General features: G+C 34.0%; 16 protein-coding genes and 3 pseudogenes. 10 read left to right on the forward strand and 9 right to left on the reverse strand.

All coding sequences use genetic code 11. The features are described 5' to 3' along the window. Positions 1–5: 5 nt before the first annotated feature. Positions 6–3,002: an amidohydrolase family protein gene (locus EKM05_RS05965; protein ID WP_126554127.1), complete on the reverse strand. Its 2,997-nt coding sequence runs from the start codon at positions 3,000–3,002 to the stop codon at positions 6–8. A gap of 232 nt (positions 3,003–3,234) precedes the next feature. Here EKM05_RS05965 and EKM05_RS05970 point away from each other — a divergent pair. The 5 genes and pseudogenes from EKM05_RS05970 to EKM05_RS05990 form a co-directional block, all read left to right on the forward strand. Further along, positions 3,235–4,089: pseudogene (locus tag EKM05_RS05970) on the forward strand (YifB family Mg chelatase-like AAA ATPase); the annotation flags it as partial. Positions 4,090–4,328: 239 nt separating this feature from the next. Further along, positions 4,329–7,523 (forward strand): type ISP restriction/modification enzyme, encoded by a 3,195-nt coding sequence (locus tag EKM05_RS05975; RefSeq protein ID WP_126554129.1) that lies wholly within the window; start codon positions 4,329–4,331, stop codon positions 7,521–7,523. Positions 7,524–7,533: 10 nt separating this feature from the next. After that, positions 7,534–8,487 carry a hypothetical protein gene (locus EKM05_RS05980; protein ID WP_126554132.1) on the forward strand — a complete coding sequence of 318 codons (954 nt, stop codon included), beginning with the start codon at positions 7,534–7,536 and terminating at the stop codon, positions 8,485–8,487. Continuing rightward, complete coding sequence (locus EKM05_RS05985) at positions 8,474–8,914, forward strand: hypothetical protein (RefSeq protein WP_126554134.1); 441 nt, start codon at positions 8,474–8,476, stop codon at positions 8,912–8,914. Before EKM05_RS05980 ends, EKM05_RS05985 begins: the two co-directional genes overlap by 14 nt. A 232-nt stretch (positions 8,915–9,146) precedes the next feature. Next, positions 9,147–9,752 carry a recombinase family protein gene (locus tag EKM05_RS05990; RefSeq protein ID WP_126554136.1) on the forward strand — a complete coding sequence of 202 codons (606 nt, stop codon included), beginning with the start codon at positions 9,147–9,149 and terminating at the stop codon, positions 9,750–9,752. Between the two features lie 30 nt (positions 9,753–9,782). Here the strand turns inward: EKM05_RS05990 and EKM05_RS14370 are convergent, their stop codons facing one another. The 4 genes from EKM05_RS14370 to EKM05_RS06000 form a co-directional block, all read right to left on the reverse strand. Next, complete coding sequence (locus EKM05_RS14370) at positions 9,783–9,926, reverse strand: hypothetical protein (protein ID WP_158615140.1); 144 nt, start codon at positions 9,924–9,926, stop codon at positions 9,783–9,785. Beyond that, positions 9,923–10,096, reverse strand: coding sequence for a hypothetical protein (locus EKM05_RS14375; RefSeq protein WP_158615141.1), 174 nt, complete (start codon positions 10,094–10,096; stop codon positions 9,923–9,925). The genes EKM05_RS14370 and EKM05_RS14375 overlap by 4 nt, the downstream gene beginning before the upstream one ends. A 296-nt stretch (positions 10,097–10,392) precedes the next feature. Beyond that, complete coding sequence (locus EKM05_RS05995; RefSeq protein ID WP_126554138.1) at positions 10,393–10,605, reverse strand: hypothetical protein; 213 nt, start codon at positions 10,603–10,605, stop codon at positions 10,393–10,395. Positions 10,606–10,617: 12 nt separating this feature from the next. Then, positions 10,618–11,187 (reverse strand): hypothetical protein, encoded by a 570-nt coding sequence (locus EKM05_RS06000; RefSeq protein ID WP_126554140.1) that lies wholly within the window; start codon positions 11,185–11,187, stop codon positions 10,618–10,620. Positions 11,188–11,660: 473 nt separating this feature from the next. Between EKM05_RS06000 and EKM05_RS14590 the strand changes: the two are divergent. From EKM05_RS14590 to EKM05_RS06015, 3 genes and pseudogenes are all read left to right on the forward strand, one after another. Further along, positions 11,661–12,704, forward strand: a pseudogene (locus tag EKM05_RS14590) (recombinase family protein); the annotation flags it as partial. 827 nt (positions 12,705–13,531) lie between these two features. Further along, a pseudogene (locus EKM05_RS06010) lies at positions 13,532–14,245 on the forward strand (YifB family Mg chelatase-like AAA ATPase); the annotation flags it as partial. Between the two features lie 128 nt (positions 14,246–14,373). Beyond that, positions 14,374–15,159, forward strand: coding sequence for a pseudouridine synthase (locus EKM05_RS06015; RefSeq protein WP_126554144.1), 786 nt, complete (start codon positions 14,374–14,376; stop codon positions 15,157–15,159). A 657-nt stretch (positions 15,160–15,816) separates the two neighbouring features. Here the strand turns inward: EKM05_RS06015 and EKM05_RS06020 are convergent. The 3 genes from EKM05_RS06020 to EKM05_RS06030 all read right to left on the reverse strand — a co-directional run bounded on the left by EKM05_RS06020 (position 15,817) and on the right by EKM05_RS06030 (position 19,643). Further along, positions 15,817–16,668: a cyanophycinase gene (locus tag EKM05_RS06020; protein ID WP_126554146.1), complete on the reverse strand. Its 852-nt coding sequence runs from the start codon at positions 16,666–16,668 to the stop codon at positions 15,817–15,819. Positions 16,669–16,710: 42 nt separating this feature from the next. Continuing rightward, entirely contained in the window at positions 16,711–19,239 is a 2,529-nt protein-coding gene (locus tag EKM05_RS06025; protein ID WP_199749579.1) for a serine hydrolase, read from the reverse strand. A 188-nt stretch (positions 19,240–19,427) separates the two neighbouring features. Continuing rightward, positions 19,428–19,643, reverse strand: a complete 216-nt coding sequence (locus EKM05_RS06030; RefSeq protein ID WP_126462544.1) for a hypothetical protein — start codon at positions 19,641–19,643, stop codon at positions 19,428–19,430. Between the two features lie 667 nt (positions 19,644–20,310). Here EKM05_RS06030 and EKM05_RS06035 point away from each other — a divergent pair. Both EKM05_RS06035 and EKM05_RS06040 read left to right on the forward strand, forming a co-directional pair. After that, positions 20,311–23,331 carry a TonB-dependent receptor gene (locus tag EKM05_RS06035; RefSeq protein ID WP_126554148.1) on the forward strand — a complete coding sequence of 1,007 codons (3,021 nt, stop codon included), beginning with the start codon at positions 20,311–20,313 and terminating at the stop codon, positions 23,329–23,331. 11 nt (positions 23,332–23,342) lie between these two features. Next, positions 23,343–24,698, forward strand: a complete 1,356-nt coding sequence (locus EKM05_RS06040; RefSeq protein WP_126515452.1) for a RagB/SusD family nutrient uptake outer membrane protein — start codon at positions 23,343–23,345, stop codon at positions 24,696–24,698. Between the two features lie 638 nt (positions 24,699–25,336). On the opposite strand, the gene EKM05_RS06045 is transcribed toward EKM05_RS06040, so the two are convergent. Continuing rightward, a complete protein-coding gene (locus EKM05_RS06045) occupies positions 25,337–26,617 on the reverse strand; it encodes a DEAD/DEAH box helicase (protein ID WP_126515451.1) in 1,281 nt (426 codons plus the stop codon). Positions 26,618–26,837 lie beyond the last annotated feature (220 nt).

Consider the following 26,837-nt stretch of genomic DNA (forward strand, 5'->3'; position numbering starts at 1 on the left):
TGAGCTTAATGTTCCAAAGAATCACAATGATATTCTATTTTTTCCTTCTTTTTAGGCTCTTGAGTGATCATTCCTTTGTTTTTTTCTTGCAATAGTTGGCCTATTAACTCATTTCTTTCTTTGGCAACTGCTACTCTTTGTGCTTCATCTTTTTGCACATCATAATAAACGACACCTTCAATTATTGTTTTTTCAGCTTTAGCATAAATAGATAAAGGATTGTTGTTCCAAAGTACTACATCAGCATCTTTTCCTATTTTTATACTTCCCACTTTATCATCAATATGCAATAATTTTGCAGGATTCAAAGTCACGAATTTCCATGCTTCTTCTTCTGAAATGTTTCCATATTTCACTGCTTTTGCAGCTTCTTGATTTAATCTTCTGGACATTTCAGCGTCATCAGAGTTATAGGCTACTACAAGTCCCGCATTGTGCATGATTGGACCGTTGAAGGGAATGGCATCATTCACTTCAAATTTATACGCCCACCAATCCGAGAACGTCGAGGCTCCTACTCCGTGTTTTTTCATTTCATCGGCTACTTTGTATCCTTCAAGGATATGTGTAAAGGTATTTACTCTAAAGTTAAATTTTTCGGCAACATTCATCAACATCAAAATTTCAGATTGCACATAAGAGTGGCAGGAAATGAAACGTTCCTTATTAAGGATTTCAGCTAGAGTCTGTAGTTCTAAGTCTACCCTTGGCGCTTTCCCTTTTCCTTTTTTACCACTTGAATTATAAGTTTTCCAAGCCAAGTCATATTCTTTTGCACGTTGAAAATAATCTGTAAAAACCTGTTCCACACCCATTCTTGTTTGAGGAAAACGAGTAGGGTTGGTAATTCCCCAGTTGGCTTGTTTCACATTTTCACCTAAAGCAAATTTAATGAATTTTGGTTGGTCTTTGTAAAGCATTTCTTCTGCAGAAGCGCCCCATTTCCATTTTACAATGGCAGAGCGTCCTCCGATAGGATTAGCAGAACCATGCAATAATTGCGAAGTTGTTACACCACCAGCTAAATCTCTATAGATATTAACGTCTTCGGAATTGACTACATCCTCAATTGTTACTTCAGCACTGGAGTTGTGTCCCCCTTCATTGACACCTCTTGAAATGGCTATGTGGGAATGTTCATCGATTATTCCGCTGGTCAAATGTTTGCCTTTTGCATCTAAAACTGTGGCGGAAGCATCAGAAAGGTTTTTGCCGATAGCAGCAATTTTTCCATTTTTGATTAAAACATCTGTTTCTTCTAATACACCTTCTTTTTCATTGGTCCAAACCGTGGCATTTTTGAATAAAAGTGTCTGTTGTGTTGCTTTTTTTACCGTCCCGAAGGCAACATTTGGAAATGTTGTAGGGAGGATCATTTTGTTTTTTTCAATTTTTGAAGAATCAACCGCTTTTGCAAAAGGAGCCGTTTTTACAGCGCTCCATTTCACTTCATTTCCATTGAATAAAATTGCTTTTCCAGAAATTTTCTCAATATCGTCTATGTATCCTGTTGCTCTTGTAAAGCTGGTTTTTGTAGAATCATTGGGTTTGATTATTATTGAAATCCAGTTATTAGCAATAGTAAGTTTAGACTTTATTTTTTTAGCATCAACACTTGTGATTTCTGATTTTGGTGTAGCTATGTCGCCGTCAAGAGTCCATTTGTATTTGGTGTTATTGACCGTTAAGTCATACTTGCCACGAATGTCTTTAACCATAATATCATTGATGACATACTTACTTCCTTGAACCCAGTTTTCGTAAACGATGGTTTTTTCTTCGAATATTTCTCCGGAGGTGATCACAAAATTAGCTAGACTTCCGGTTTTTAAACTTCCAATTTCGTTGCTTTTTCCTAAAATTGATGCTGGAATTGTTGTCAGTGCTTCTAATGCTTTGGTTGTATCAAAACCATATTTAATGGCTCTTAGAAGGTTAGTTCTGAAATCTCCCACCTTCTTTAATTTGTCTGTAGTCAAGGCGAAAACAATACCGTTATCAGACAAAACCTTCAGATTAGTAGGGGCTTGATTCCAGAAACGCAAATCTTTCAATTCCATTTGATTGGCTTGGTACGGATCAGACACATCATAAGCTTCGGGGAAATTGATTGGAATAATAAATTTAGAATTTGTTTTTTTTATTTCTTCAATTCTTTCAAATTCATTTCCTATGCCTTTCAATACATAGTTCAATCCAAATTCTTTTCCTATTTTAGAAGCTCTAACACTATTTAATTTATCCTCCGAAGCAAAAATTTGAACTAATTTTTCATTATTTGATAAGGCTTCTAATGATAAATCTTTGGTTGCAGCATTCCCTTTTTTGTACCAATCTAAATCAAAGTACATTTGGCGTAATAAGGCCATCATTCCCATTAATGAGCTAGGATAGGATTGATTTGTAGTGGCACTTTTTGTAAATGCAAAGTGATTAGTGATTTTGTCAGATAATAATTGTGTGCTTTTATCAGCGTTGTTCAAAGCGATTAACATTCCGGATCCTTGGGCAATTCCATCCGGAACGTGAGTACCTACAACACCAAATCCTGCTTTTAACAACTCCTCTGCTTTAGTTGGGTCGTATTTAAAACTTTCATATCCATTTACTTCTGAGCGAATATTTTCATTCCAATAATATCCCACTCTTTTAGTATCGTACAAAGGATTTCTTTCCGTACTTGTTATTTCTTTTGGTTTTTCAATTCCAAAACTGGTATAAATGTCAATAAAGGAAGGATATATTGATTTTCCTTCCAGATTAATAGTAACGCAATTTTTAGGAATAGTAATGGTAGCACCGGCACCAATTACTTTTCCGTTTTGAATTAATAAAGTGCCTTTTTCAATAATTTGTGTTGGGGTAACATAAATTTTGGCATTGGTAAAAGCAGTGAAATTGGTGTTTTTGTTTTGAACACTTTCGTTATTAGGAAAGTATTCCTGAGCATAGGTTTTTGGTACCAAAAAACTCAAACAGAGTAGGAGTAGGATTTTTTTCATAGTGTGGTTTCTAATTATTTTCTAAAAGTAGAAAAATGTTAATATTATACCTTCACTTTTTTTAATTTTAACATTTTGTTTTCGCGAAAAATGTATCGTATAGAGCTGTATACCAAAGTATTTTTATTTTTTTTGATTAAATTTTTGCTGTTCATTATTTTATTGGAATTTATGTAAGATTTATAATAACAATAAGAAAAGTTTCATTAATTTTAGAATCAAATAAAAACAGATGCTAGTTAAAGTTTTTGGAAGTGCAGTTTTTGGAGTTGAAGCCACAACAATTACCGTTGAGGTAAATATTGATAAAGGGATTGGATACCATTTAGTTGGATTACCAGATAATGCTATTAAAGAAAGCAGTTACCGCATTGCGGCTGCGCTTAAAAACAATGGCTATGCGATGCCCGGCAAAAAAATCACCATCAATATGGCTCCTGCGGATTTACGTAAAGAAGGCTCTGCGTATGATCTGACTTTGACAATTGGTATTCTGGTAGCCTCTGGGCAGATTAAAGCCGATGAAATTGACCAGTATGTAATCATGGGAGAGCTTTCGCTTGACGGAGGTTTGCAACCCATTCGTGGCGCTTTGCCGATTGCTATCAAAGCAAAAGAAGAGGGTTTTAAAGGTTTTTTTCTTCCAAAGCAAAATGTGAAAGAAGCAGCAATTGTTGCAGGATTAAATGTGTATGGAATAGAAAACATACAGGAAGTAATTGACTTTCTAGAAGGAAAAGGGACTTTGGAACCAACAACAATCGATACTAGAGCCGAATTTTATAAAACATTAGACTTTCCTGAATTTGATTTTAGTGATGTCAAGGGGCAGGAGTCTATAAAAAGATGTATGGAAATTGCGGCTGCCGGCGGGCATAATATTATCTTGATTGGTCCACCGGGTGCCGGAAAAACCATGTTAGCTAAGCGATTGCCCAGTATTTTGCCTCCCATGACGTTGCGTGAAGCATTAGAAACCACAAAAATTCACAGTGTTGCCGGAAAATTGAAGGAAGTAGGTTTGATGAATCAGCGTCCGTTTCGTAGCCCGCACCATACTATTTCGAAGGAGGCAATCAACAATGGGTGGGTGTGATTATATACTAAAAATGAAAGTAACAATATCAAACGACTGGAAACAGATAACCATTAATTAAATTCATGAATAACAAATCAAAACTAATGTATAAGATAATAATGATGGTTGGTATCATCATTATTTTTATTCAAGTGATAATGATATGTAAAAAATTCTAATTGATAACACTAGCATTTTTTATATAAGAAAATATCCTACTTTAGTAAAATAAATTTGACTACAATAAAATGACCATCCAACAATATCTTACCAAAGTTGAAACGCTTTACAAAACAGGAAACGCAAGAGAACATTCTTATCGTGGCGATCTACAGAACCTCATCATGGATATGCTTCCAGACATTCTGGTGACGAATGAACCCGCAAGGGTTGCTTGTGGAGCACCTGACTATGTATTGACCCGTAAGGACATTCCTGTGGGCTACATTGAAGCAAAAGACATCGGAGTAGATTTAGGAAGCAAGACCCTAAAAGAGCAGTTTGATCGCTATAAATCGGGGTTGTCAAATTTGATTTTTACCGATTATATGGATTTTCATTTCTACAAAGATGGAGAGCTAACCACTAAGATTGCGATAGCTAAAATCGAGAATGGATCGATCGTTTCCCTACCGGGAAACTTCGAGCAATTCTCGCAACTTATAAAAAACTTTGCACTAACCGTGTCGCAAACTATCAAGTCACCAACTAAGTTGGCACAAATGATGGCAGGAAAATCAAAGTTAATGGCTGACGTTATTGAAAAATCATTAAACTTTGATGACCAAGAAGGGAAACGCTCCCAACTAAAATCTCAAATGCTATCGTTTCAACAAATGTTGATTCACGATATAGACAACAAAACCTTTGCTGATATATACGCTCAGACCATTGCTTATGGGATGTTCGCAGCTCGTTATCACGATCCAACTTTACCCACATTTTCCCGTATGGAAGCCGCAGAGTTAATCCCTAAAAGCAATCCATTTTTACGCAAGTTATTTCAAGACATAGCGGGTTTTGACCTAGACATACGTTTGACATGGATAGTTGATGAACTCGTCAATATTTTCCTCGCCTCTGATGTGGCAACCATTATGAAAAATTTTGGTAGAAGTACGAGACAGGAAGACCCTGTAGTCCATTTCTATGAGACTTTTTTAGGCGAATATAATCCCGCATTAAAAAAAGCTCGAGGGGTCTGGTACACACCGCAACCTGTAGTAAATTTCATTGTGCGTGCCGTTGATGATATTCTAAAAACTGAATTCGATTTACCACAAGGTTTGGCAGATACCAGTAAGATTAAAATTAAGAAAAAAGCCATTACCCAAACCGCTTCCAAAAAAAATGCCGTAATAAAAGAAGTTGAGGTAGAACATGAAGTTCATAAAGTTCAGATATTGGATCCAGCCACAGGAACGGGAACTTTTCTAGCTGAGGTGGTTAAACACATTCATAAAAAATTTGAAGGCCAACAAGGTATTTGGAGCAAGTATGTAACCAAAGACCTCATCCCACGATTAAATGGTTTTGAGTTATTAATGGCGAGTTATGCAATGGCACACCTCAAAATGGATATGCTTTTGACCGAAACAGGATACAAACCAACAGACGACCAACGTTTCCGTATTTTCTTAACCAACTCACTGGAAGAAGCACATCCCGACACCAACACCCTTTTTAGTTCGTGGTTAAGTGATGAAGCCGACCAAGCCAATGCTATAAAACGTGACTCACCCGTAATGGTTGTTATTGGAAACCCCCCTTACAGCGTTAGCAGTACTAATAAAAGTAAATGGATTGAAGGCTTAACAGCCGATTACAAAAAAGATATGAAGGAGCGAAACATACAACCTCTTTCGGACGATTACATAAAATTCATACGGTTTGGACAACATTTTATTGATAAAAATGGTGAGGGAGTGTTAGCTTATATTTCTAACAATAGTTTTATTGATGGCATTATCCACCGCCAAATGCGAAAACATTTACTAGAAAGTTTTGATAAAATTTTCATCTTAGATTTACATGGAAATTCAAGATTAAAAGAAACATGTCCAGATGGCTCAACCGACCAGAATGTGTTTGATATAATGGCTGGTGTTTCTATTAATATATTTGTAAAAACAGGTAAGAAAAACAAAAATGAACTAGGTGAAATTTTACATTTTGATTTACAAGGAAAGAGGGAATTAAAGTATGATTTTTTAAGTGGAAATTCACTTAAAACTTTAAAATGGAACAAAATTACAGGAGAAAAGCCAAATTATTTTTTTGTAAAAAAGAATTTTAATTTAGCTGAAATATATGAAGCGGGAATTAAAATTGATGAATTATTTAGTTTAAATACAGTTGGAGTTTCAACTTTTAACGATGGACTAACTGTTAAATTCTCTAAAGAAGAACTTTTAAATACAATACATTATATAAAAAATAATTCGAATTTAGAAGTAATTCGTAATGAATTAAAAATAAAGGAAAACAGTAGAGACTGGACTTTAGAAAATGCTAAAATTGATATTGATAAACAAAGTGATGAAAATATTGGAGTAGTCTTTTATAGACCCTATGACTGGAGATTTACACTTCATACTACCAAATCTAAAGGTTTTATTGCATATCCAAGACCTCTATTAGTTAACAATCTATTTAAAAGGGAAAATCTTTCTTTAAATACTGTCAGACAAACATTAAATGGTAAAGGAGTTAATGCTTTTATAACAAAAGATATTATTTGTAGGGACTCAATCACAAGTAAAACATATTCATTCCCACTCTATCTTTATCCAGAACCCAATGTCCAACAAACATTGGATGGTGACAAGGCAAGAATACCAAATCTAAACCCCGATATTGTCAAACAAATTGCTAACGGTTTAGGCATGACCTTCATTAATGAAAAGGAAATAGAAAGTAATGTTTGTTTTGCTAACAGTTATGAGGTCCGCCCAGAGTTTAAGCAAAGTTTCGCTCCAATCGATTTGTTAGATTATATTTATGCGGTTTTACATTCACCAACGTACCGAGAGAACTACAAAGAGTTTTTAAAAATAGATTTTCCACGTGTTCCGGTTCCACCGGATCACTTAGAATTTTGGAAATTAGTAAAACTAGGCGGTGAATTACGCCAAATTCATTTATTGGAAAGTCCAACTGTAGAAAAATATATAACTCAATATCCCGAAGATGGTGACAACATTGTGACCAAACCAATTTATAAAAATGGTAACGTCTACATTAACGATGAGCAACATTTCGCCAACGTTCCAGAAGTAGCATGGAACTTTTACATCGGAGGATACCAACCCGCTCAAAAATGGCTAAAAGATCGCAAGGGCCGTGAACTAAATTATGATGATATTTTACATTACCAGAAAATGGTGGTGGCGCTTAACGAAACGGATAGAATTATGAAGGAAATAGATAAAATAGAAATTTAAGAAAAAAGTAATGGCAAACAAAGTTAAAACATACGATATTAAAGTTCCTGTTTACACTACTGAGGTTTTCGAGAAACCGAATGATTTTTTTGGTGGAATTTCAGTAAAACACATGAAAACATTTATTGACACTAAAATCGAAGAATTTTCTAACGCTAAAATTCCACTATCATTTGAAAATAGAAATAAAACTAAAAAAACGGTAATAAGCGACATTATAGTTCATAAAAATTCGATTGATAACAACGCGATCTTATTACAAGTATCTGCCTATAGTACTAATCTTTATGATGGATATTTAGAAACTGAAGAAAAAATTCCTTTTGAAAAAAGCCACAAGATTGGGAGTGATACAAATTTCGTTATGTTATATCCTATTATTAAAGGAATAGACTCTGCCAAATATACTCATCAATATTTAATCTTGGTTTATGAAGATCCTACCAAATCTAATGAAGAAATTTTAAAAGTAATTAGACAACTATTAAATAAAATTCTTTATATTCCAATAGCCAATATAAAGCTCCCAACTATCTTAGATGAACTCAGAAAAATAAAAATTATTCCTGAGCTACAAATTAAATATAGTGCTATACATTATGATAATAATGATGTAGATATAGAATATAAAGAATATTTTGTTAGTGGAAAGTTTTTAAAAAACAAGTTTCACAAGTTCAAAGACATGCCTATAGAAAAGATCGAAGAAATTATTAATGAACCAAATGAAGATGATTATCAGAAGAAAGAGGCAAAACTAATTGTAGGGAAAAAAGAATATAAAATTACAAAAGAGATGATTAATGAAGCAAATGAAGAATATAAGCAAACAGCCGAGAAAGTTTTTAATATGAGAACCACTATCACGGAGAGTGAAATGGAAAATAACATACATGATATAGATTTCATTTTCTCAAAACTTAAACCTATTTTAGAAAACTATCTAAGTAATGGAGATAATTGATATTCAAAAAATAAATATTCTTCTGAATGATATGTGGAATTTCCAACTGATATTATTCGGATTAGCCGTAACCTTGTTCACGGTTATTTATTCATTTATAATTTCGAAAAGAGATGAATTAAGATCGATTGCTGATACCATCAAAAATGGAGAACAAACAGCGATGATAAAACAAAAAGAAACTTTTGCTAAAAACTACATCATTCGATTAAAAAAAATTAATAATAATTTGATAATTCTTATACTCACCACATTTTTATTTTCATTTTGTAGCTGGTTCGCAGAACGATTTATATCTGAATATAATTTTGAATTAAAGAAATATATTCTCTTAACTTTAGCCACTTCGACGATAATACTTCTTACCCTAATTGCTAAGCAATCCTATAAAATTTTTCTTCACTACAAAGAATCTACAAAAGTTTAGTCAGTAATAAATTTGTTCTATTTTAAAATCATGTGAGAGTCATTATAAAACTTTAAACATATTACATCCGATAACTTATATTTTTAATTTTTTAAATTCTGTAAACGTATGTTTTTAGGGCATGCTTCAAAACGGCATACTTTTTTAGCCTATAATCATACTTTTTAGGTGTATAATTTTGCCACCTTAAAAATATACACTATATTTGTTTTGAAATTAAATATCAGACCAAATGTCAAAAGTAAAATATATCCGAGTATCAACCGAAGAACAAAATACTGCTCGTCAAGAAGTAAACGCCAAAGAATTCTCAACAATCTACATCGATAAGACATCGGGTTCAGTCCAATTCACAGAGCGCAAAGAAGCTAAAAAACTTTTAGCAGACATCGAATCAGGAATAGTGACAGAAATTCACATCTCATCAATAGACCGCTTAGGTCGTAATATTATCGACATTTTAACTGTGGTAGAATTCTTAACCCAAAAATCAATAAAATTATTTGTTGAAAATATCGGAATGTATTCACTAATCGATAATAAGCCAAATCCGAGCTTTAAGATGATTGTGAGTGTTCTCGGAAACGTCGCCGAAATGGAGCGCTTAAACATGCTGGAGCGCCAACGACAAGGTATCGAATTAGCTAAAGCTAAAGGAACTTATACTGGCCGTTTATTTGGCTCAAAAATGAGCGATGCTGAGGTTTTAATAAAATATAAATCCGTGGTAAAAGAACTAAAAAATGGTGAATCTCTGAGACGAGCTTCAAAAATTGGTGGTTGCAGCCTTGGTACTGCACAAAAAATCCAAAGGTTACTTAATCCAGCAGTGATATAAAAACAAAAACCGGAGCGATGCTCCGGTTTTCTATTTGACTGGTTTTGCAGAAATAATTCGTCCTTGTGGATAAACCTTTTTTGCAATCATTAATGCGTGAGCGGAGTTTGATCCTCCTATAACGAATTCACTTTTGTTCGGCCCAAACCAAATTTCTACTCTATAATTTTTCATTTCATTCCATTTTTAATCTGTGTTATTTTATTTTGGAAAAATATTATTTGTTTTCTCATGTATAAAATTTGAAGTTCCTGATCCATATCAGATTTTTTATTAGTGTCTCGCTCCACTGCGATTTCCCTCTGTTTTATAGAAATTTTTCCATTTATTTCATTTTCATCCATGTTTTTAAAGATTTTAGGTACTTTCTCTGACCAACAAACAGAAAGTAAATGTTTCAAGCCTTACAAACATTGACACTATTTTTTTTATTTTTTTCATTAAGGGTGCTATAAGTTTTTAATTGAAAATATAACTAATTGATATTCAGTGAGTCGTTAATAGTTATTTAAGGGTTTTCGGTTGATTAACTACATGTTTTTATTCCAAAAATTTTTTTTGACCATCTGATTGTTAAAATACATGCTAGGCGGGTTGAAAAAATCTTTATAATAACAGCGGTAACGCACCAGAACTAATCTTATCCCACAACTACACTAGGATAACTATTGGAAAAGGACTCAGCTACAAAAAGTAGTTCTAATTCATTATTCCGAGATAATAAATTATATTCAGCTTCCAAATGATAATCATCAATTATTGCATTTTCTTCATAGTTTAGGAAACAATAGTTAATCAATAATTGCTTCAGGATTGGATTGTTTTTCAGATCCGTAATTTTAAATTCATTCATCTTTTATAATTTTTAGATAATTGTTATTTCACCACTTTTTTGAATATAGCTGGTAACACTATAATAATTATATATATTTTCAACCTGAGTTCTATAATAATTTTTATTCAGATACTTACTTAATACTTTGGCTACGGAAACCTCAACCTTTTCTTTATCGTCATCGATTAATGCGTGAATGTGATTAAAACCTCTTCTATCTTTTTCAATGCAATAAGCTATATTTACGGTAGGTAGAAGTTCTTTTACTTCTTCGATTAATTGAATATGATACTTCACGTCGTAATCATCTAGAAGGTTCCACGTCAACAACGTTTCCCATTTATGATTAGATACGGTTGTTTCTTTTCTTTTATATTTTGGCCTAAACTGATCTATTAGTGTATAATGTATTTCCCAAGCTCTCCCAACAAACCTTAACAAATTAGGTATGTGTTTATAATCTTCTTTAACTTTTTTCATCCTATACTTCAATGCTCTATCCTTCAATCCAGTCATGCTACCTAGTTGATTTAGCCTGTAGTATATTTGGACTTTACTTTTATTAATTTCATTAATTACATTACTATACTCTTCTATCATATTTTATTTATTTATTTTACATAAGAAGGACAAGAGAGGTTTTATCCAATTTGCCCTATAATTATAAATATCAGTGCAAAACTCAAAAGACGATTTATTTTTAGTTTTGGTCGTTTTTTTTTTGTTTTGGTCGTTTATTTATATAAAATAGTATAATCGATAATGAAAAAAACGAAATAGAAAAATAAATTATTTTTTCAGATTGATATAAATCTCTGTACATATAGAGTTTTACCAGTGTATTAAATAATAAATTGATATGATGAAGTTGAGGTAACTCGGAAAAGTTGTGACGAAATTAAAATTTAGCTGGTCCATTAAAAATTTCAAATACCTAAGTAGTTTTTATTATTATCTAAAGTTAAACCTTTGCACCCTTTAATATAATGTGTTTTATCGCTCATTTGAAATTACCCCCACAATGAAAAAAATACAAACTTATTGTATATTTACGGGCTAATTGATCTCATGTTATGAAAATAGGTATTTATTGTAGGATTTCACGAATAAAAGATGGAAACGATTTGTCAATTGAAGATCAAAAGCAAAAAGGAATTGCAAAAGCTGATGAATTAAACATACCATTTGTGTTATACATTGATGAAGGAATTTCTGGTGCAGCTGAAAAAATAAGTGATAGACCTGAATTTGAAAGATTGCTTGGTGATGTTTCAACTGGAAACCTAACTCACGTTTTCTGTTATGATCAATCACGTTTGGAAAGAAACCCACAAATGCGTTTTGTAATTACTGATTTGTTCAGGAAAAACAATATTACATTTATAACAGCTATGGGTGGGGTTGAAGATCTGAACGATCCACAACAACAATTTTTTGGTGACCTTCTTTCAGTGATTAATAAGTTTCACGTAACCACGACCAAATTAAAAGTTAAATCAGCGTTGAGGTTACGAGTTAAAGAGGGTAAGACCCGTGGTATCTTACCTTATGGTTACACCAAGGATGTAAATGATATGATGATTATTAATGAAATTGAAGCGGTTACCGTAAAAAGGATTTTTGCTATGTCATTAGAAGGTATTGGAACTAGAACCATATCGGTGGCCCTGAATGATGAAGGCATTCCAACGAGATATAATACAATGGAAACTGGCACTGTATCGGTTAAAAATAAATATACGGGTATTGTGTCAACCAAAGAGAAAAAGGACGTTAAATGGGCCCCAAATACCATTACGAACATAATAAAGAATACGATTTACAAGGGTGAAAGACTTTATTCTGGGATTGTTACCCAAGTACCAGCGATTTTTGACCCTATTTATTGGGATAAAGTGAATTATCATTTACCATTAAATAGAAATAACACTGGTAAAAAAGTAGATTACCGTTATTTATTGAAAGGATTGCTTAGATGTGGGGTTTGTGGTCGCAATATGTACGGCAAAAAACGACTGGACAAGCACGACAATCATTATATGTGTTCTAGTAAAAGAATTAAAGGTGAAAATTGTGGAAATCGATCTATTAATATTGATAAAATAGAATATTTTATTTGGCATCGATTATTTTATGACCACGGTTTACGGGATAAAATGGATCAAGAATTCTCGTTTGATGTCAAAGAGGTGAATAAGTTGGCCGATAAGATCAAACGATTGGATAAAAGAAATGAAATTTTAGGTACTGAACGTAAAAGAGCTATTGAATTGGTAATAAAAGGAATAATTTCTGAAAATGATATTACTGATACTTTAAGAGATATTGATTATAAGATTCATGAGAATAATATAATCATTGGTGAAAATAAACAAAAGATGTTTGCCTTGGAGTCATCAAATAAAATTATGACGAAGTATGAAAATGAATTTGAAAGCTTTTCTAAGGTCACCACATTTGAAAAGAAAAAAGAAATTATAAATGATTTTATAAGTAATATCAACATAAGTTATTTAATTGATAAAGGTGAATATAAAATTGATATAAAATTTAAAATCGACTTGCCGAAATCTATTTCTTTGTTAGACAAAAAAGAATCACTTTTTAGGACTTATGATAATGATGAGGAGTACAATAATGATAATTGGAATTATATAACCTCATTACCAACGTATGATCTTTTTAAACCGAAATTATATAAAGATAATAACGATGAGGTTGAAGAATTTAATGATTTTGATGAATATGAAGATTTAGATGAAAATTTCAGTAATGAAAGTGAAGTAAATGAAAAAGAATCCAATGAAGATGAAATTACCACTACTGATTATACTGAAACAACTAATAATTTTTCAATTACAAAAAATATTTTCGACCAAACAATAAATTTAATTAAAGACTTTAATATTAATGGTTTAGAGGTTGATTTATCACCCCTACAATTAATACCATATCCAATGTGGCGCTTGTTGGCGGTGGCAGTTATCCGCAACCCGGCGAAATTTCAATGGCGCACAATGGCGTTTTGTTTCTGGATGAATTGCCGGAATTTAAACGCGATGTTCTGGAAGTGATGCGCCAACCACTGGAAGATCGAGAAGTGACTATTTCCAGAGCTAAATTTACAGTTACTTATCCATCCTCGTTTATGCTGGTGGCAAGTATGAATCCGAGTCCAAGTGGTTTTTTCAACGATCCGGATTCGCCACAAACTTCTTCACCACATGAAATGCAGCGGTATTTGAGTAAAATCTCAGGACCTTTATTAGATAGAATTGATATTCATATCGAAGTGACACCAGTCCCTTTCGAAAAATTATCGGATGATCAAAAAGCAGAAAGTAGTGTAGACATTCGCAAAAGAGTGACAGCGGCTCGAGAAATTCAAACCGAACGCTTTGAGCAAATGGAAAATATCCATTACAATGCCCAAATGAATACCAAACACATTCGGGAATATTGTGCCTTGGACGATGTTTCAAAACAATTATTGAAAACAGCGATGGAACGATTAAATTTATCGGCTCGAGCCTATGATCGTATTTTGAAGGTTGCACGCACGATCGCTGATCTTGATGCGGCTCCAATAGTGGTTTCCAGCCACATTGCTGAAGCGATTCAGTATAGAAGTTTGGATCGTGATGGGTGGTTGGGCTAAAATAGATTTCAGATGTTTCACGGCTGCAAAAATGAGAATACCTTCGCGCTAGCGGGGGAAAAAGAAAAGAATAGAAATAAATAAGTTAAAAAAGAGATTTCGATAGAAATCTCTTTTATTTTTGCCAAATGTTAGAAATTCTTTACCAAGACGAATATATTATAGCAATTAATAAACCAAGTGGCTTGTTGGTTCACAAATCATTCTATGCGCGTGATGCAAAAGTTTTTGCTATTCAAGAATTGAGAAATCAAATAGGAGGGCGACACGTTTATCCTATTCATCGGTTAGATCGCAAAACATCTGGTGTCTTGTTATTTGCGTTGGATAAAAAGGTTTTAAAAATTATGAATGATCGTTTTGCCACGCGCGAAGTCGAAAAAAAGTATTTAGCAATTTTACGTGGTTGGTCACCCGAAGAACTAACGATTGATTATGATTTAACCAATGATGATGGTGTTATACAAAATGCAATAACCTACTTTCATCGATTGCAAACTACCGAAATTGAGTTAGAATTTAACAATCAACCAACGTCACGATATTGTTTGGTAGAAGCGATTCCTGAAACTGGACGTATGCATCAATTACGAAAACATTTCAAACATATTTTTCATCCCATTTTAGGAAGTCGGCCACATGGTTGTAACAAGCAAAATAAATTATGGTTGGAGAATTTTGAACTGAAAGGAATGATGCTTCATGCACATCAGTTAATTTTTAATCATCCAATAACAAATGAACAACTAATCTTGAATGCAAAGATTAATGAAGAGTTTAGCAGAGTAGGTACTATTCTTAAGCTAGATTTGAATACGTATGAAATCGCCATGACAGAAGCTGTCGCAAACACCAATGAAGATCTGGCGATACCATATTCCTATAAAAAACAAATATTATCTACATATGAATAGAATACTTATTTGTAAAATAAAGCTTTAAATTATTGTTGTATTTGGAAACAACAGTTTTCAGTGTAAAGTGGAGCAGAGTTGGGGTTTTTGATCAACAATTTTTAATTTCAGATGTTTATCACAACGTTCCACAAAATCTCGGATTTTGAGGAAGTGCCTTTCGGTTTTTAACCGATTTTGTTTTTTGAATCTTTGAATTTTAAGATCAGTCGGAGACTGAAAAACACATACTCAAAGTCGGAGACTTTGCGCAGCGCGCAGCGGGAAACGAGCTCGACTTTGTTTTTCAAAGAGTTAAATACAAAATGCTATGATAAAAATAAAAACGATCTAAATAGCCCCGATAGAAATGAAAATCCTTTACACCCTGTCAGGGTTCAAAACTCTGACAGGGTGTAAAGATTGTAGTGTATAGCGGGAAATACGTTCTTAAAAAACGAACTCGTTCTGCTCCTAAAAAAAATGTATTTTCTTAAACTATTATTTAGTTTAACGTCGATCATTATTTTGACTCGGGCGTCTTGGACCAAAACTGTTATTGCTGGTGCGGTTTGTGGTGTTGTGTTCTTAGTAGTTGGAATTCTGATAAATACCGGAGAGTTTACATAAGCGTAAGTAAGATAAATTTCAGACCGTTTTTATAATTGGATAATAATTTTATATTTTAAATTTTTGACCATTATTGTAAATACTCATTTCCAGACTTTCTATGGATATAAGATTATTTGTACCTGACTTTTGAATCCCTTTTGGATTTTTGATTACGATAACTTCGCTTTCTCCTGTAATTTCTATAGTTTTATTTTGAACAATGATAGCTGTGGCTTCATCAATTCCTATTCCGACGTGAGAAGGGAATTCTACCATAGCAGATAATAAACGGTTGTATCGACTTCTTTTTAGAAAATGCTGATCAATAATCACGTTTTTCATTAAGCCTAAACCCTCTGTTGTTTCGAGATTATTGTGGCGTATGTTGTCAAAAGTTCCAGTATATACCGGATTTAATTTTTGATTTCCGGTGATCATGTGTTCGCACATTACCGCTGCTCCAGCACTTGTTCCGGCAACGGTACTTCCGTTTTTGTAGGCTTGATGAATGGCTGTTTTAATGGGAGTGTTTTTGACGATATCCATGAATCGGGTTTGGTCGCCTCCACTTATAAAAATGAGTTTTGCCTTTTGAAGAGAGTCAATCCATTTTGGATTAGTTGCGGTTTTTTTATCAAAATTGAGCATCACTATGGGATTTGACGTTAGCCTTTTTAGCTGATCATTGAAGTAAATGTAGGCACTGTCTGGCTCTTCGCTGGACATGGGTAATACGACGATATAATCTTTTGCTTCTAATTTAGAAAGGGACAATAAACAGGTCATCAGTTTATCTGATCTGTTTCCACCGCCAATGATAAATAAGGTTCCTTTTGGAGTTTGAGCTTGAATGGAACAAAAGGCCAATAATAGAAAAATTATAAAATGAAATTTAGAAATTGAAATAGATTTGTTCATGGTTTTAGGTGTTTTATAATTATTTTGATTGCTTTTTTGTATTTAATTTTTTTCCATTTTAATAAACTTACCCGTAAAATTCGGAACTGATTTTTGCTCGTTATAAACTAGTTTTCCATTTACCCATACGCTCTGTATTCCTGTGGAAAGAGCCGTAGGATTGCTTACTGTGGCATTATCCATTATAGTATTAGGATCAAACAAGACTAAGTCGGCAAAGTAACCTGGGGCAATGAGTCCGCGATTTTTTATGCCTACGTTTTCTGCAGATAAGCTAGTCATCTTTTGTATGGCCGTTTCTAGTGGTATCAGTTTTTGCTCACGGACATAGCGACCCAGCACTCGGGAGAAAGAACCATGTCCACGAGGATGTCCACCCATCGACCCATCAGAACAGACGTTGCTAAAAGGCCACTTGAGGAAATTGCTGATGTCAGTTTCACTCATTGATTTTGCCACAATAGTTCCATCCTGACCGATTGCTGATGTCTCGCGAATGATGCGCAAGAGCGCCTGCGCAGCAGTTTCATTATTTATTGCAGCAATTTCGGTCACCGTTTTTCCTTGCCAAGTAGGACTTGGTGCGTAACGGACCATTACTGAATTAGCAGGATCAAACAATTCTTGTGTTGCAAATTCAGCACTGGCGAGATTGTCAAAATCTTTCTCTGGAAATAAAACCCTCGGCGTAGAATTCCACATGGTATAAGGATATACATCGGCTGTGATATTGATACCTTCGAGTCGTGCCTGTTGTAATTTTTTAAGAATAAGACCAGAATTGCCCCATCTACTACGCATGGCAATTTTTAAATGAGAGATTTGAACAGGAATTTTTGCCTCTCTTCCAATATCAATAATTTCATCAATAGCTTCATCGAGATGCATATCTTCGCTGCGAATGTGGCTAATGTAACGCCCGCCTTTGGAGGCAGCTACTTTGGCAAGTTCAACTACTTCATCGCGACTACTGTAATAAGCTGCCTCGTATTCAAGTCCAGTGCTAAGTCCAAGCGAACCTTTATCCATCTCAGATGCTAGCAAAATTTTCATAGCATCAATTTCAAGAGTAGTAGCTTTTCTACCTACATCATCCTTCATTATTTTTTCGCGTAACCAAGCCTGTCCGGTGTATGTAGCGATATTTATACTTACGGGGATTTTTTTTATCGATGAAAGTATTGTGTCGATGGGTACTGATTCTCCATCTTGCCCTATTACAATAGTTGTAATACCTTGGTTTGTTGCTGCGATTCCTTCAGGTTTTTCATCAAGTCCTGAGGCATGATGACTATGGCTGTCAATAAAACCAGGAGCCAGTACTTTTCCTTTTCCGTCGGTAGTACTTTCATTCTTGAAAACCTTTAGTGATCCGATGTCTTGTATGCGATCATCCACAAGGCGAACATTAGCGGCATAAGCCGGAAGGCCCGTTCCATCAATTACTTTTATATTGGTAATAAGCTGGGTTTGTGGAAGTGCAATGGGTTTTTCTTCCCAAATATTCGGGATCAACTTGTTTGCATAAGAATTAGAAGAATTGTCAAGTATAATTAGTGTTTGATTTTTATCGATGTATCGAATGATGGCGGCATTGAAACCAACCCAATTGCCAGTATGTGCCACCGTTTTTCCAGGCTCTATTATGTCCCAGCCAAAACCATATTTAGTTTCGGCACCATTATTTAGTTTCCCGGATGTGATCGCTTCTGTGAAGCTTGATTTGTTTAAAATTTTTCCGGTGTAGAGTGCCTGATCCCATTTATATAGATCTTCTGCCGAAGCATATACATTGCCATCGCCAACTACGCCATCAAAACGAATCAGGTCATTAGACAATGATTTTCCTCCTTCATATCGCATACCAAAAACGCGTGATGGCGGATAGGATTTCATCTTCAAATGATAGACATAACTGTTGTTCATTTTAAGTGGAGCAGCTATATATTGCTGAAAAAATTTGTCGGACGTGCTACCAGAAACCATTTCCAGGACGGAGGCAAGTATGGCATAATTAGTATCGCAGTACTGCCATTTTTCTCCTGACTGAAAAACAAGATTTGGTTTTTTGAGGGCTAGTAATTCCAACAGCGATTTATTGCTGAGTGTATCGAGCAATGTCATGTCGCCTTTCGCTATTTCGAAATAATCGGGAAGTCCCGAAGTATGATTCATCAGTTGACGAATGCTGATGTTGTTGTATGGAAATTTTGGTAAATATTTTTGTACAGATTCGTCATAATTCAATTTACCTTGTTCTTTTAATATCATAATCATCATCGAAAAGAACTGCTTGGAGACAGAAGCAAGGTTGAATGCTGAAGAATTATTTAAGGGAGTGTCATTTTTTGGGTCTGCATTGCCAAATGTTTTTTTATAAAGGATTTTTCCTTCTTTTCCAATCAATAGGCTGCCGTTAAAAAGTTGTCGTTGATGCAAATAATTCAGTACTGAATCAATATGAGCAATTTTTTTGGATTCTTGTGAAAAAATGATAATGGGAACAAGAAACAGTAGAAGGAATAACAGTTTTTTCATAATCAGTATCGAGTTTATTACAACATTTTTCATCTTTTTAGTTAAAAAATTACAATTAATTTCTATGGGATTAACTATCGAATTGATCCAAAATACAATTTATTTTTTAATACAAGACTTTTAAATTTAATACAAGACTAGCTTTCAAGTAGAAAAACTGATATTTAAAGAAAGTGAACATTATTTTTTCTATATTTTATTTTTTTTGTAATTATTGGATTCTATTCCTCCAAGTTTAAAAGCCTGCATTGATTCTTTTCGAATGAGAAAATGATAAAAGTAATCAAAAAAACAGGATTCGATGTGAAATTAAAATAGCGTTTTGCAGTTTGTAAAAAAGCAAAAAACACAACCATTTCAGCCTCAATTCGTGGAGATGTTATAGAATGTCCACTTTCATCGGCATAGTCATAGAAAATGTATTGGATGTAAGGCATCCGATATCTTTTGGTTTAGGCAATAAATATTTCCGTTTTAAAACAAACAACAGAGATTATTCGCTTTAAAAAACATTTAATTCTGGTTTATGTTCCAAAAGAGTATAAGAGTTATGGTTTTGTAGAGCATAAAATTAAAAATAAATTAGAGAATACAGTCAGTTTTGCAATCGATTCAAAAAGAAAGGGATTTACATTATGACTGATTATTCTCTTGTTCTGAATTCTCACGGAAAAACGGAAATTTACTATTTAATAGTACTTTGTTTTTTGTAAAAAAATGTAAACGATATTTTCTTTTTTTTGTATGAATACCAAATTTTAATTTCATATTTTATTATTTTAACACGTGCTAACCTATATTTTATTTATTTTTTTTAAAAATGAGTATAATTTTTTAAGATTTTTATACCTTTTAAAAACAAATTATCACCTCCTTGTTTTGTATTCTAAAGTTATGATTTTTAATGTTTTAGGCTTTATTGCTTAAATTTTTTCATTCAAAGCGATACTCTTTAACGCTTGGTAAATGATTTCCTATTTTAAATTTAATTCCTTCTCTTTTGATTATTATCAGTTATCAATTAATATTTTCTTAACTTATTTGTGTATATTTGTTAAAATTATAACAAATAACAACAGGTATTAACTAACTTATTTATTATTTATGAAAAATAGTCTACTCAAAGGCTTGATGGTGTTTCTAACGATGTTTTGTACTACTATGACCTATTCACAAGAGGTTTCTGGTAGAGTGTCGGATTCTAATGGTCCCCTTCCAGGAGCCACTATTTTAGTTAAAGGAACAACCAATGGCGTACTTACAGATATGGATGGAAATTTTACGATTAAAAATGTTGGCTCTAATGCCGTTTTAATCTTTAGTTACATTGGATTAAAAACTCAGGAATTAAGTGTAGCAGGGATAAGTACCCTAAATTTAATTTTAAAAGAAGATTCGGCTGAGCTAAAAGAAGTTCTAGTAATTGGTTTTGGAAAACAATCCAAGCGTAAATTAACGGATAACATCGCTTCTATTTCTTCTGATCAAATTAATCAAATTCCAGTAGCAAATTTGCAAAATGCACTTGTTGGTAAAGCTGCGGGTGTCCAAATTACTCAAATAAATGGTAAAGTAGAAGGTGGTGTGAAAATGAGAATAAGAGGAATTTCTAGTATTTCTTCGTCTCAAGAGCCTTTATACGTAATCGATGGGTTGCCATTGATAAATGATAATGAAAGTACGGGAAGCGCCCCTATTAATCCTTTAATTTCATTAAATCCTAATGATATTGAATCTATTCAAATATTAAAAGATGCTTCATCTGCCGCCATTTACGGAGCTCGAGGAACGAATGGAGTTGTTTTGATTACAACTAAACAAGGGAAATCTGGGAAAACGAAAATCTCTTTGAACACCTCTGCAGGTTGGAGCGAAGCAACCAATAAAATGAGCTGGTTAAATACAGCACAATATACGGAGCTTTTTACCGAAGCTTCTGCAAATAGTTATGGAGCTGCGGATTTATGGTTAACGGAACCTGGAGGTGTTTTTGATCAACAGGGGAATGGTAAAAATTGGAGAATTAATGAAGTTGATACGGATTGGCAAGATTTAGCCTTGGTAAAAGGATCAGTTCAAGACCATACCTTTTCTATATCAGGAGGTGATGAAAAAACGGTATTCTTTATTTCAGGTGGTTATAATAACACGCAAGGAATTATTAGAGGGAACAGTATGGAGCGTTATTCTTATAGAGGGAATTTAGATCATAAAGTTTCCGATAGATTAAGAGTGGGACTTAATACGAGTTTAAGTAAAACAAATATTGCAAGAATTGGAGCAGATAATTCTTTTGCAACTCCATTGCAAGCGGTGGCACAATCCCCTTTATCTCCCGCTTATTTAGACGATGGGGTGACACCTAACAATCAATCTACCATCTATTATAATTTTTTAATGCAAGAATTCAATGGAAGTTGGGGAGTAAATATTTTTAGAACTTTAATGAATAGTTATTTGGAATATAAAATTTTGCCTGAATTGACTTTTAAAACAGAGTTAGGCTATGATAATAACAATCAAACGGAAGAATATTTTTCAGGAAGTCTGACGGAATCTGTTTCTACTAATGGTTATGCAGATGCCAATGCAGTTCAGTCAGATAAGTACAGTATTAATAATTATTTTACTTATGCTAAAACATTTAATGAGGATTATGACGTAGAGTTTGTTGGAGGAATGAGCTTTGAAGAAAGTTCTCGAAGCAGGCAATATGTTGCGGGAACAGGATTTCCGTCAGATGCGCTGCAAACTATAGAAAGTGCTTCTGAAATAATAGCTGGATCTTCAAGTAGAACAAAGTATAATTTTCTTTCCTATTTTGGTAGAGCTACTTTTTCATTTATGGATAAATACCTCTTAAAAGGAAGCATACGTTATGACGGTTCTTCGCGATTTGGAGTATCAAACCGATACGGAGTATTTCCTGCTGCTTCTGCAGGTTGGATTATTTCTGAAGAAGATTTTTTGAAAGACAGTGGTGTCATCAACTTATTAAAAGTTAGAGGAAGTTTTGGAGTAACGGGAAATGCAGGTATTGGCAACTTTGCTAGTTTAGGTCTTTTTGAAGGATCCTCCTATAATCAACGATCAGCAATTAATCCAGTTCAATTGGTAAATCAAGATTTAAAATGGGAAAAGACAAATCAATTTGATGTGGGAATTGATTTTGGAATATTGAATAGCAGAGTAAGCGGTGAAATTGATTATTACGTTAAAAAAACAAATGATCTTTTATTAAATGAACCACTTCCGGGAACTTCAGGCTGGAGTTCTTTAACTCGTAATGTAGGATCTTTGACTAATAAAGGGTTTGAATTTGTATTGAATACTACCAATATCAAAACAACTAATTTTAATTGGAAAACGTCTTTAAACCTTTCGACTTTAGATAATAAAGTGACTGCTTTGCCTGGTGGAGATATTGTAGCTGGACATAATATTGTTAGGGTAGGTGAAACCATTTCCTCTTTTTATATAGTGGAATATGCTGGGGTTGACCCCGCAAATGGAGATGCTTTATTTTATCGAAATACGGCAAATCCAGATGGTAGTTTAGATAAATCAACAACTAATAATTATAGTGAAGCACAAAGAGTAATTTCAGGAAGTCCATATCCTACGTTTATGACAGGAATGACCAATACGGTATCTTTTAGAAATTTTGATTTTTCTTTTACTTTTCAAGGCGAATGGGGATCTTCTATGTATAATGAAGGTGGGAAATTCCAATCAGGGAATGCCCGATATGAAGACAATCAAACAACGGATCAGTTAAATAGATGGCAAAATCCGGGGGATATTACTATGGTACCTCAAGCCAGAATGTATTCTACAAACGGGCAACAAGCCTCAACACGTTATTTAGAAAAAACTGATTTTGTTCGATTAAGAAATTTATCTTTAGGATATACGCTTCCTAAAACACTCATTCAAAAATTGTCTGTCGACAGGGTACGACTTTACTTAACAGGAGTCAATCTGCTAACCTTTACTAATTATAGTGGATATGATCCAGAAGCCTCTTTTGATAATAATGGCGATTCTAATATTCAAAAAGGAATTGCATTTTATTCCGCTCCTCCTGCTAAAACAATTACTATTGGATTAAATATTGATCTATAAATAAAACATTTATGAAAAAGTATAACTACATAATAATTTTAATGTCATTACTTACTATCTTCTTTGTGGGTTGTGATGATAACTTGGATATTAAGCCGGAACAAGCCATTTCAAAAGAGGTAGCCATTTCAACTCCAGAGAACATACATAAGATTTTAATCAATGCTTACGGTGTTGCGAGGTCCAGTTCTAGTTATGGCGGTGGAATCGCACTAGCTTCAGAATTACTGGCCAATGATGGTGATCTTTATTGGAACGGAACTTATATTCAACCAGGAGAATATAATGAGAAAGCTATTTTAACGGACAATAGTTTTGTTGCAAGTATTTGGCTAAACGGATATGGAATTAGTAATCACGTTAATATCGTACTTGATAATTTAGCTGTAATCACTGACGTGGCTGATAAAGATGTTACCGAAGGAGAAGCAAAATTCCTTAGAGGTCTGGTATATTTTGATTTGGCACGATTATTTGCGAAACCCTATGTTTCGGGATCCGTAAATAGTCAGCTTGGAGTTCCTATTGTTCTTAGAGGGGTGCTGGATCCTAGTCAGATTGAATTTCCTAAAAGGAACACTTTAGAAGAAGTATACACTCAGGTTATTGCGGATTTAAAAGATGCTTACACTTTGTTACCAGCATCGAATGATATTTTTGCAACAAAATACAGTGCAGCGGCACTTCTTGCTAGAGTTTATTTGCAAAAAGGAGACTATGCCAATGCCCGAAATATGGCTGATATCGTTATTAATGAAAGTTCCGCGACTTTAACGACTACTTTTGCACAAGCATTTAATAATTTAGAAAATTCAAATGAAGATTTATTTGCTTGGCAAATAACGAGTCAGGATGCTAGCTCTAATGATTTTAATGTGTTTTGGGCCGGTTCTGCTTTTGGAGGTCGCGTGGGAAATCCAGATGTGGAAATTTTATCACAGCATTGGGATATTTATGATGATCCGAATGATAAGAGAGCCGATTTCTTTTACAAAGCAAAATGGTGGTGTACAACAAAATGGAAAAGCCAATTTGCGAATATACCAATGCTACGTCTAGCTGAAATGTATTTAACAAGGGCTGAGTCTAATTTTAGACTAGGAACGGTTACAGGGCTTTCTCCTGTTAATGATGTTAATATACTACGCCAACGTTCGGGTGCAGCTCTATTTATCACTGTTGATTTGGCTACTATTTTAATGGAAAGAAAAAGAGAATTATCTTTTGAAGGATTTGCTTTATTTGATGCAAAACGATTAAAACAAAATATTGGATCTCTTCCTTACGATGCCAATAATTTAATTTTACCTATTCCGAGAAGAGAAATAGATGTAAATAAAAACTTAACTCAAAATGATGGGTATTAAATAAAAATTTAGTTTTAAAGTTAAAAAGGAGTTCTGTTTGTATAGCAGAGCTCCTTTTTTACGTTTAAAATTTTAAATTAATTGGATCAAGTATTGTGTTTTGAATGCTAATATAAAATTAACTATTAATAGAAATAAATATCATTCAGCCATTCTTTTAATAAAAGTTCTTTAAACATTTTCTGATTTTGCAGAATTTTTATAAATAGTTATTGTCTTATAAGAAAAACAATCTGCTGATGGTCAATGATAGCTGTGCTTTTGGATATAGTTGAAACCAACAAGAGTAGTTTTGAGCCCCGATTAAGCGGTTTGAATAGCCCCATTGCAAATCCGCCTATCGGGGTTTTAAGATCAGTCGGAGACTGAAAAACACATACTCAAAGTCGGAGACTTTGCGCAGCGCGCAGCGGGAAACGAGCTCGACTTTGTTTTTCAAAGAGTTAAATACAAAATGCTATGATAAAAATAAAAACGATCTAAATAGCCCCGATAGAAATGAAAATCCTTTACACCCTGTCAGGGTTCAAAACTCTGACAGGGTGTAAAGATTGTAGTGTATAGCGGGAAATACGTTCTTAAAAAACGAACTCGTTCTGCTCCTAAAAAAAATGTATTTTCTTAAACTATTATTTAGTTTAACGTCGATCATTATTTTGACTCGGGCGTCTTGGACCAAAACTGTTATTGCTGGTGCGGTTTGTGGTCTCTGTTTTTGGTTTTCGCGGAGTTGAATCGCGTTGTTGTCTTCCTTGTCCTTGTTTGATAGGTTCTTTGGAAGCGTTAGGATCTGGCTCGAAACCTTTGATGTTTTCTTTAGGTAATTTCAAACCCACTAATTTTTCTATATCACGTAGAAAGACTGTTTCGTCCGGACTGAATAATGAAATAGCTTCTCCATTAGCTCCAGCTCTTCCTGTACGGCCTATGCGGTGAACGTAATCTTCTGGAATGTTGGGTAATTCAAAATTGACCACATGTGGTAATAATGGTATATCCAGACCTCTGGCCGCAATATCTGTAGCGACCAACGCGGTCAGGCTTCCGTCTTTGAAGCCCGCCAAGGCTTTGGTACGTGCTCCCTGGCCTTTATTTCCGTGAATAGCAGCTGCTTTAATTCCGGCACTAATCATGCTTTCCGTCAGCTTATTAGCACCTTGTTTCGTACGGGTGAAAACCAAAATTTGTTTCCAGTTTCCCTCTGTAATCAATTTAATGATGAGTTCTGTTTTTTTCTCTTTGGCAACAGGATACACTATTTGAGTAATAGCATCCACGGTTGTATTTTCTGGGGTTGCTTCCACATGAACGGGATGATGCAAAATGCCCATGGCCAATTTCTTTATATCTGTTGAAAAGGTTGCCGAAAACATCAAATTTTGCCTTTTTGCAGGTAATACTTTTATAATGCGCTCAATGTCTCGTACAAAACCCATATCTAGCATGCGATCCGCTTCATCTAAAACTAAGATTTCAACTTTGGCAAGCGATATTAATCCTTGGTTTTGCAAATCGATTAACCGACCTGGTGTGGCGACTAAAATATCGATACCCTGACGCAGTTGGGTAACTTGTGGATTCTGGTTTACACCTCCAAAAATAACGGTGCTTTTTAAGTCTAAAAATTCACTGTATTCTTTTATATTGGCTAATATTTGTGCGGCTAATTCTCTGGTTGGCGTTAATATTAAAGCACGAATGGGCCTTTGTCGCAACTGTTGCCCTTGCGATAATAATTGTAAAATAGGCAGTGTAAAACCAGCCGTTTTTCCTGTTCCCGTTTGTGCGGATGCTAATACATCTTTGCCTTCTAAAATGGGTGGAATTGCTTTTTGTTGTATTGGAGAAGGGGTTGTGTATCCTTTTTTGCTGATGGCTTTAAGTAAAGCATCCGATAAGCCTAATGAGTTAAATGACATAAATGGTGTTTATGAAGCAAACACTATTATTTAGTTTACTCCTTTAATTTGGCGCAAAGGTACTGCTAATTTCCCTGTTATGGTTTTATTGTTTAACTTTGTTTACTTAAAGCGAGTACGTTATTTTTAATCCGTTCCTATACTAAAGCTTTGGTGGTACCAATTATCTAAGTTAAAAAAGGAAAATAATGTAAAGTTCAGTATTCATATTAGACTAAAC

Origin of the sequence: Flavobacterium sp. GSP27 (assembly GCF_003970395.1) — a bacterium.
GTDB lineage: Bacteria > Bacteroidota > Bacteroidia > Flavobacteriales > Flavobacteriaceae > Flavobacterium.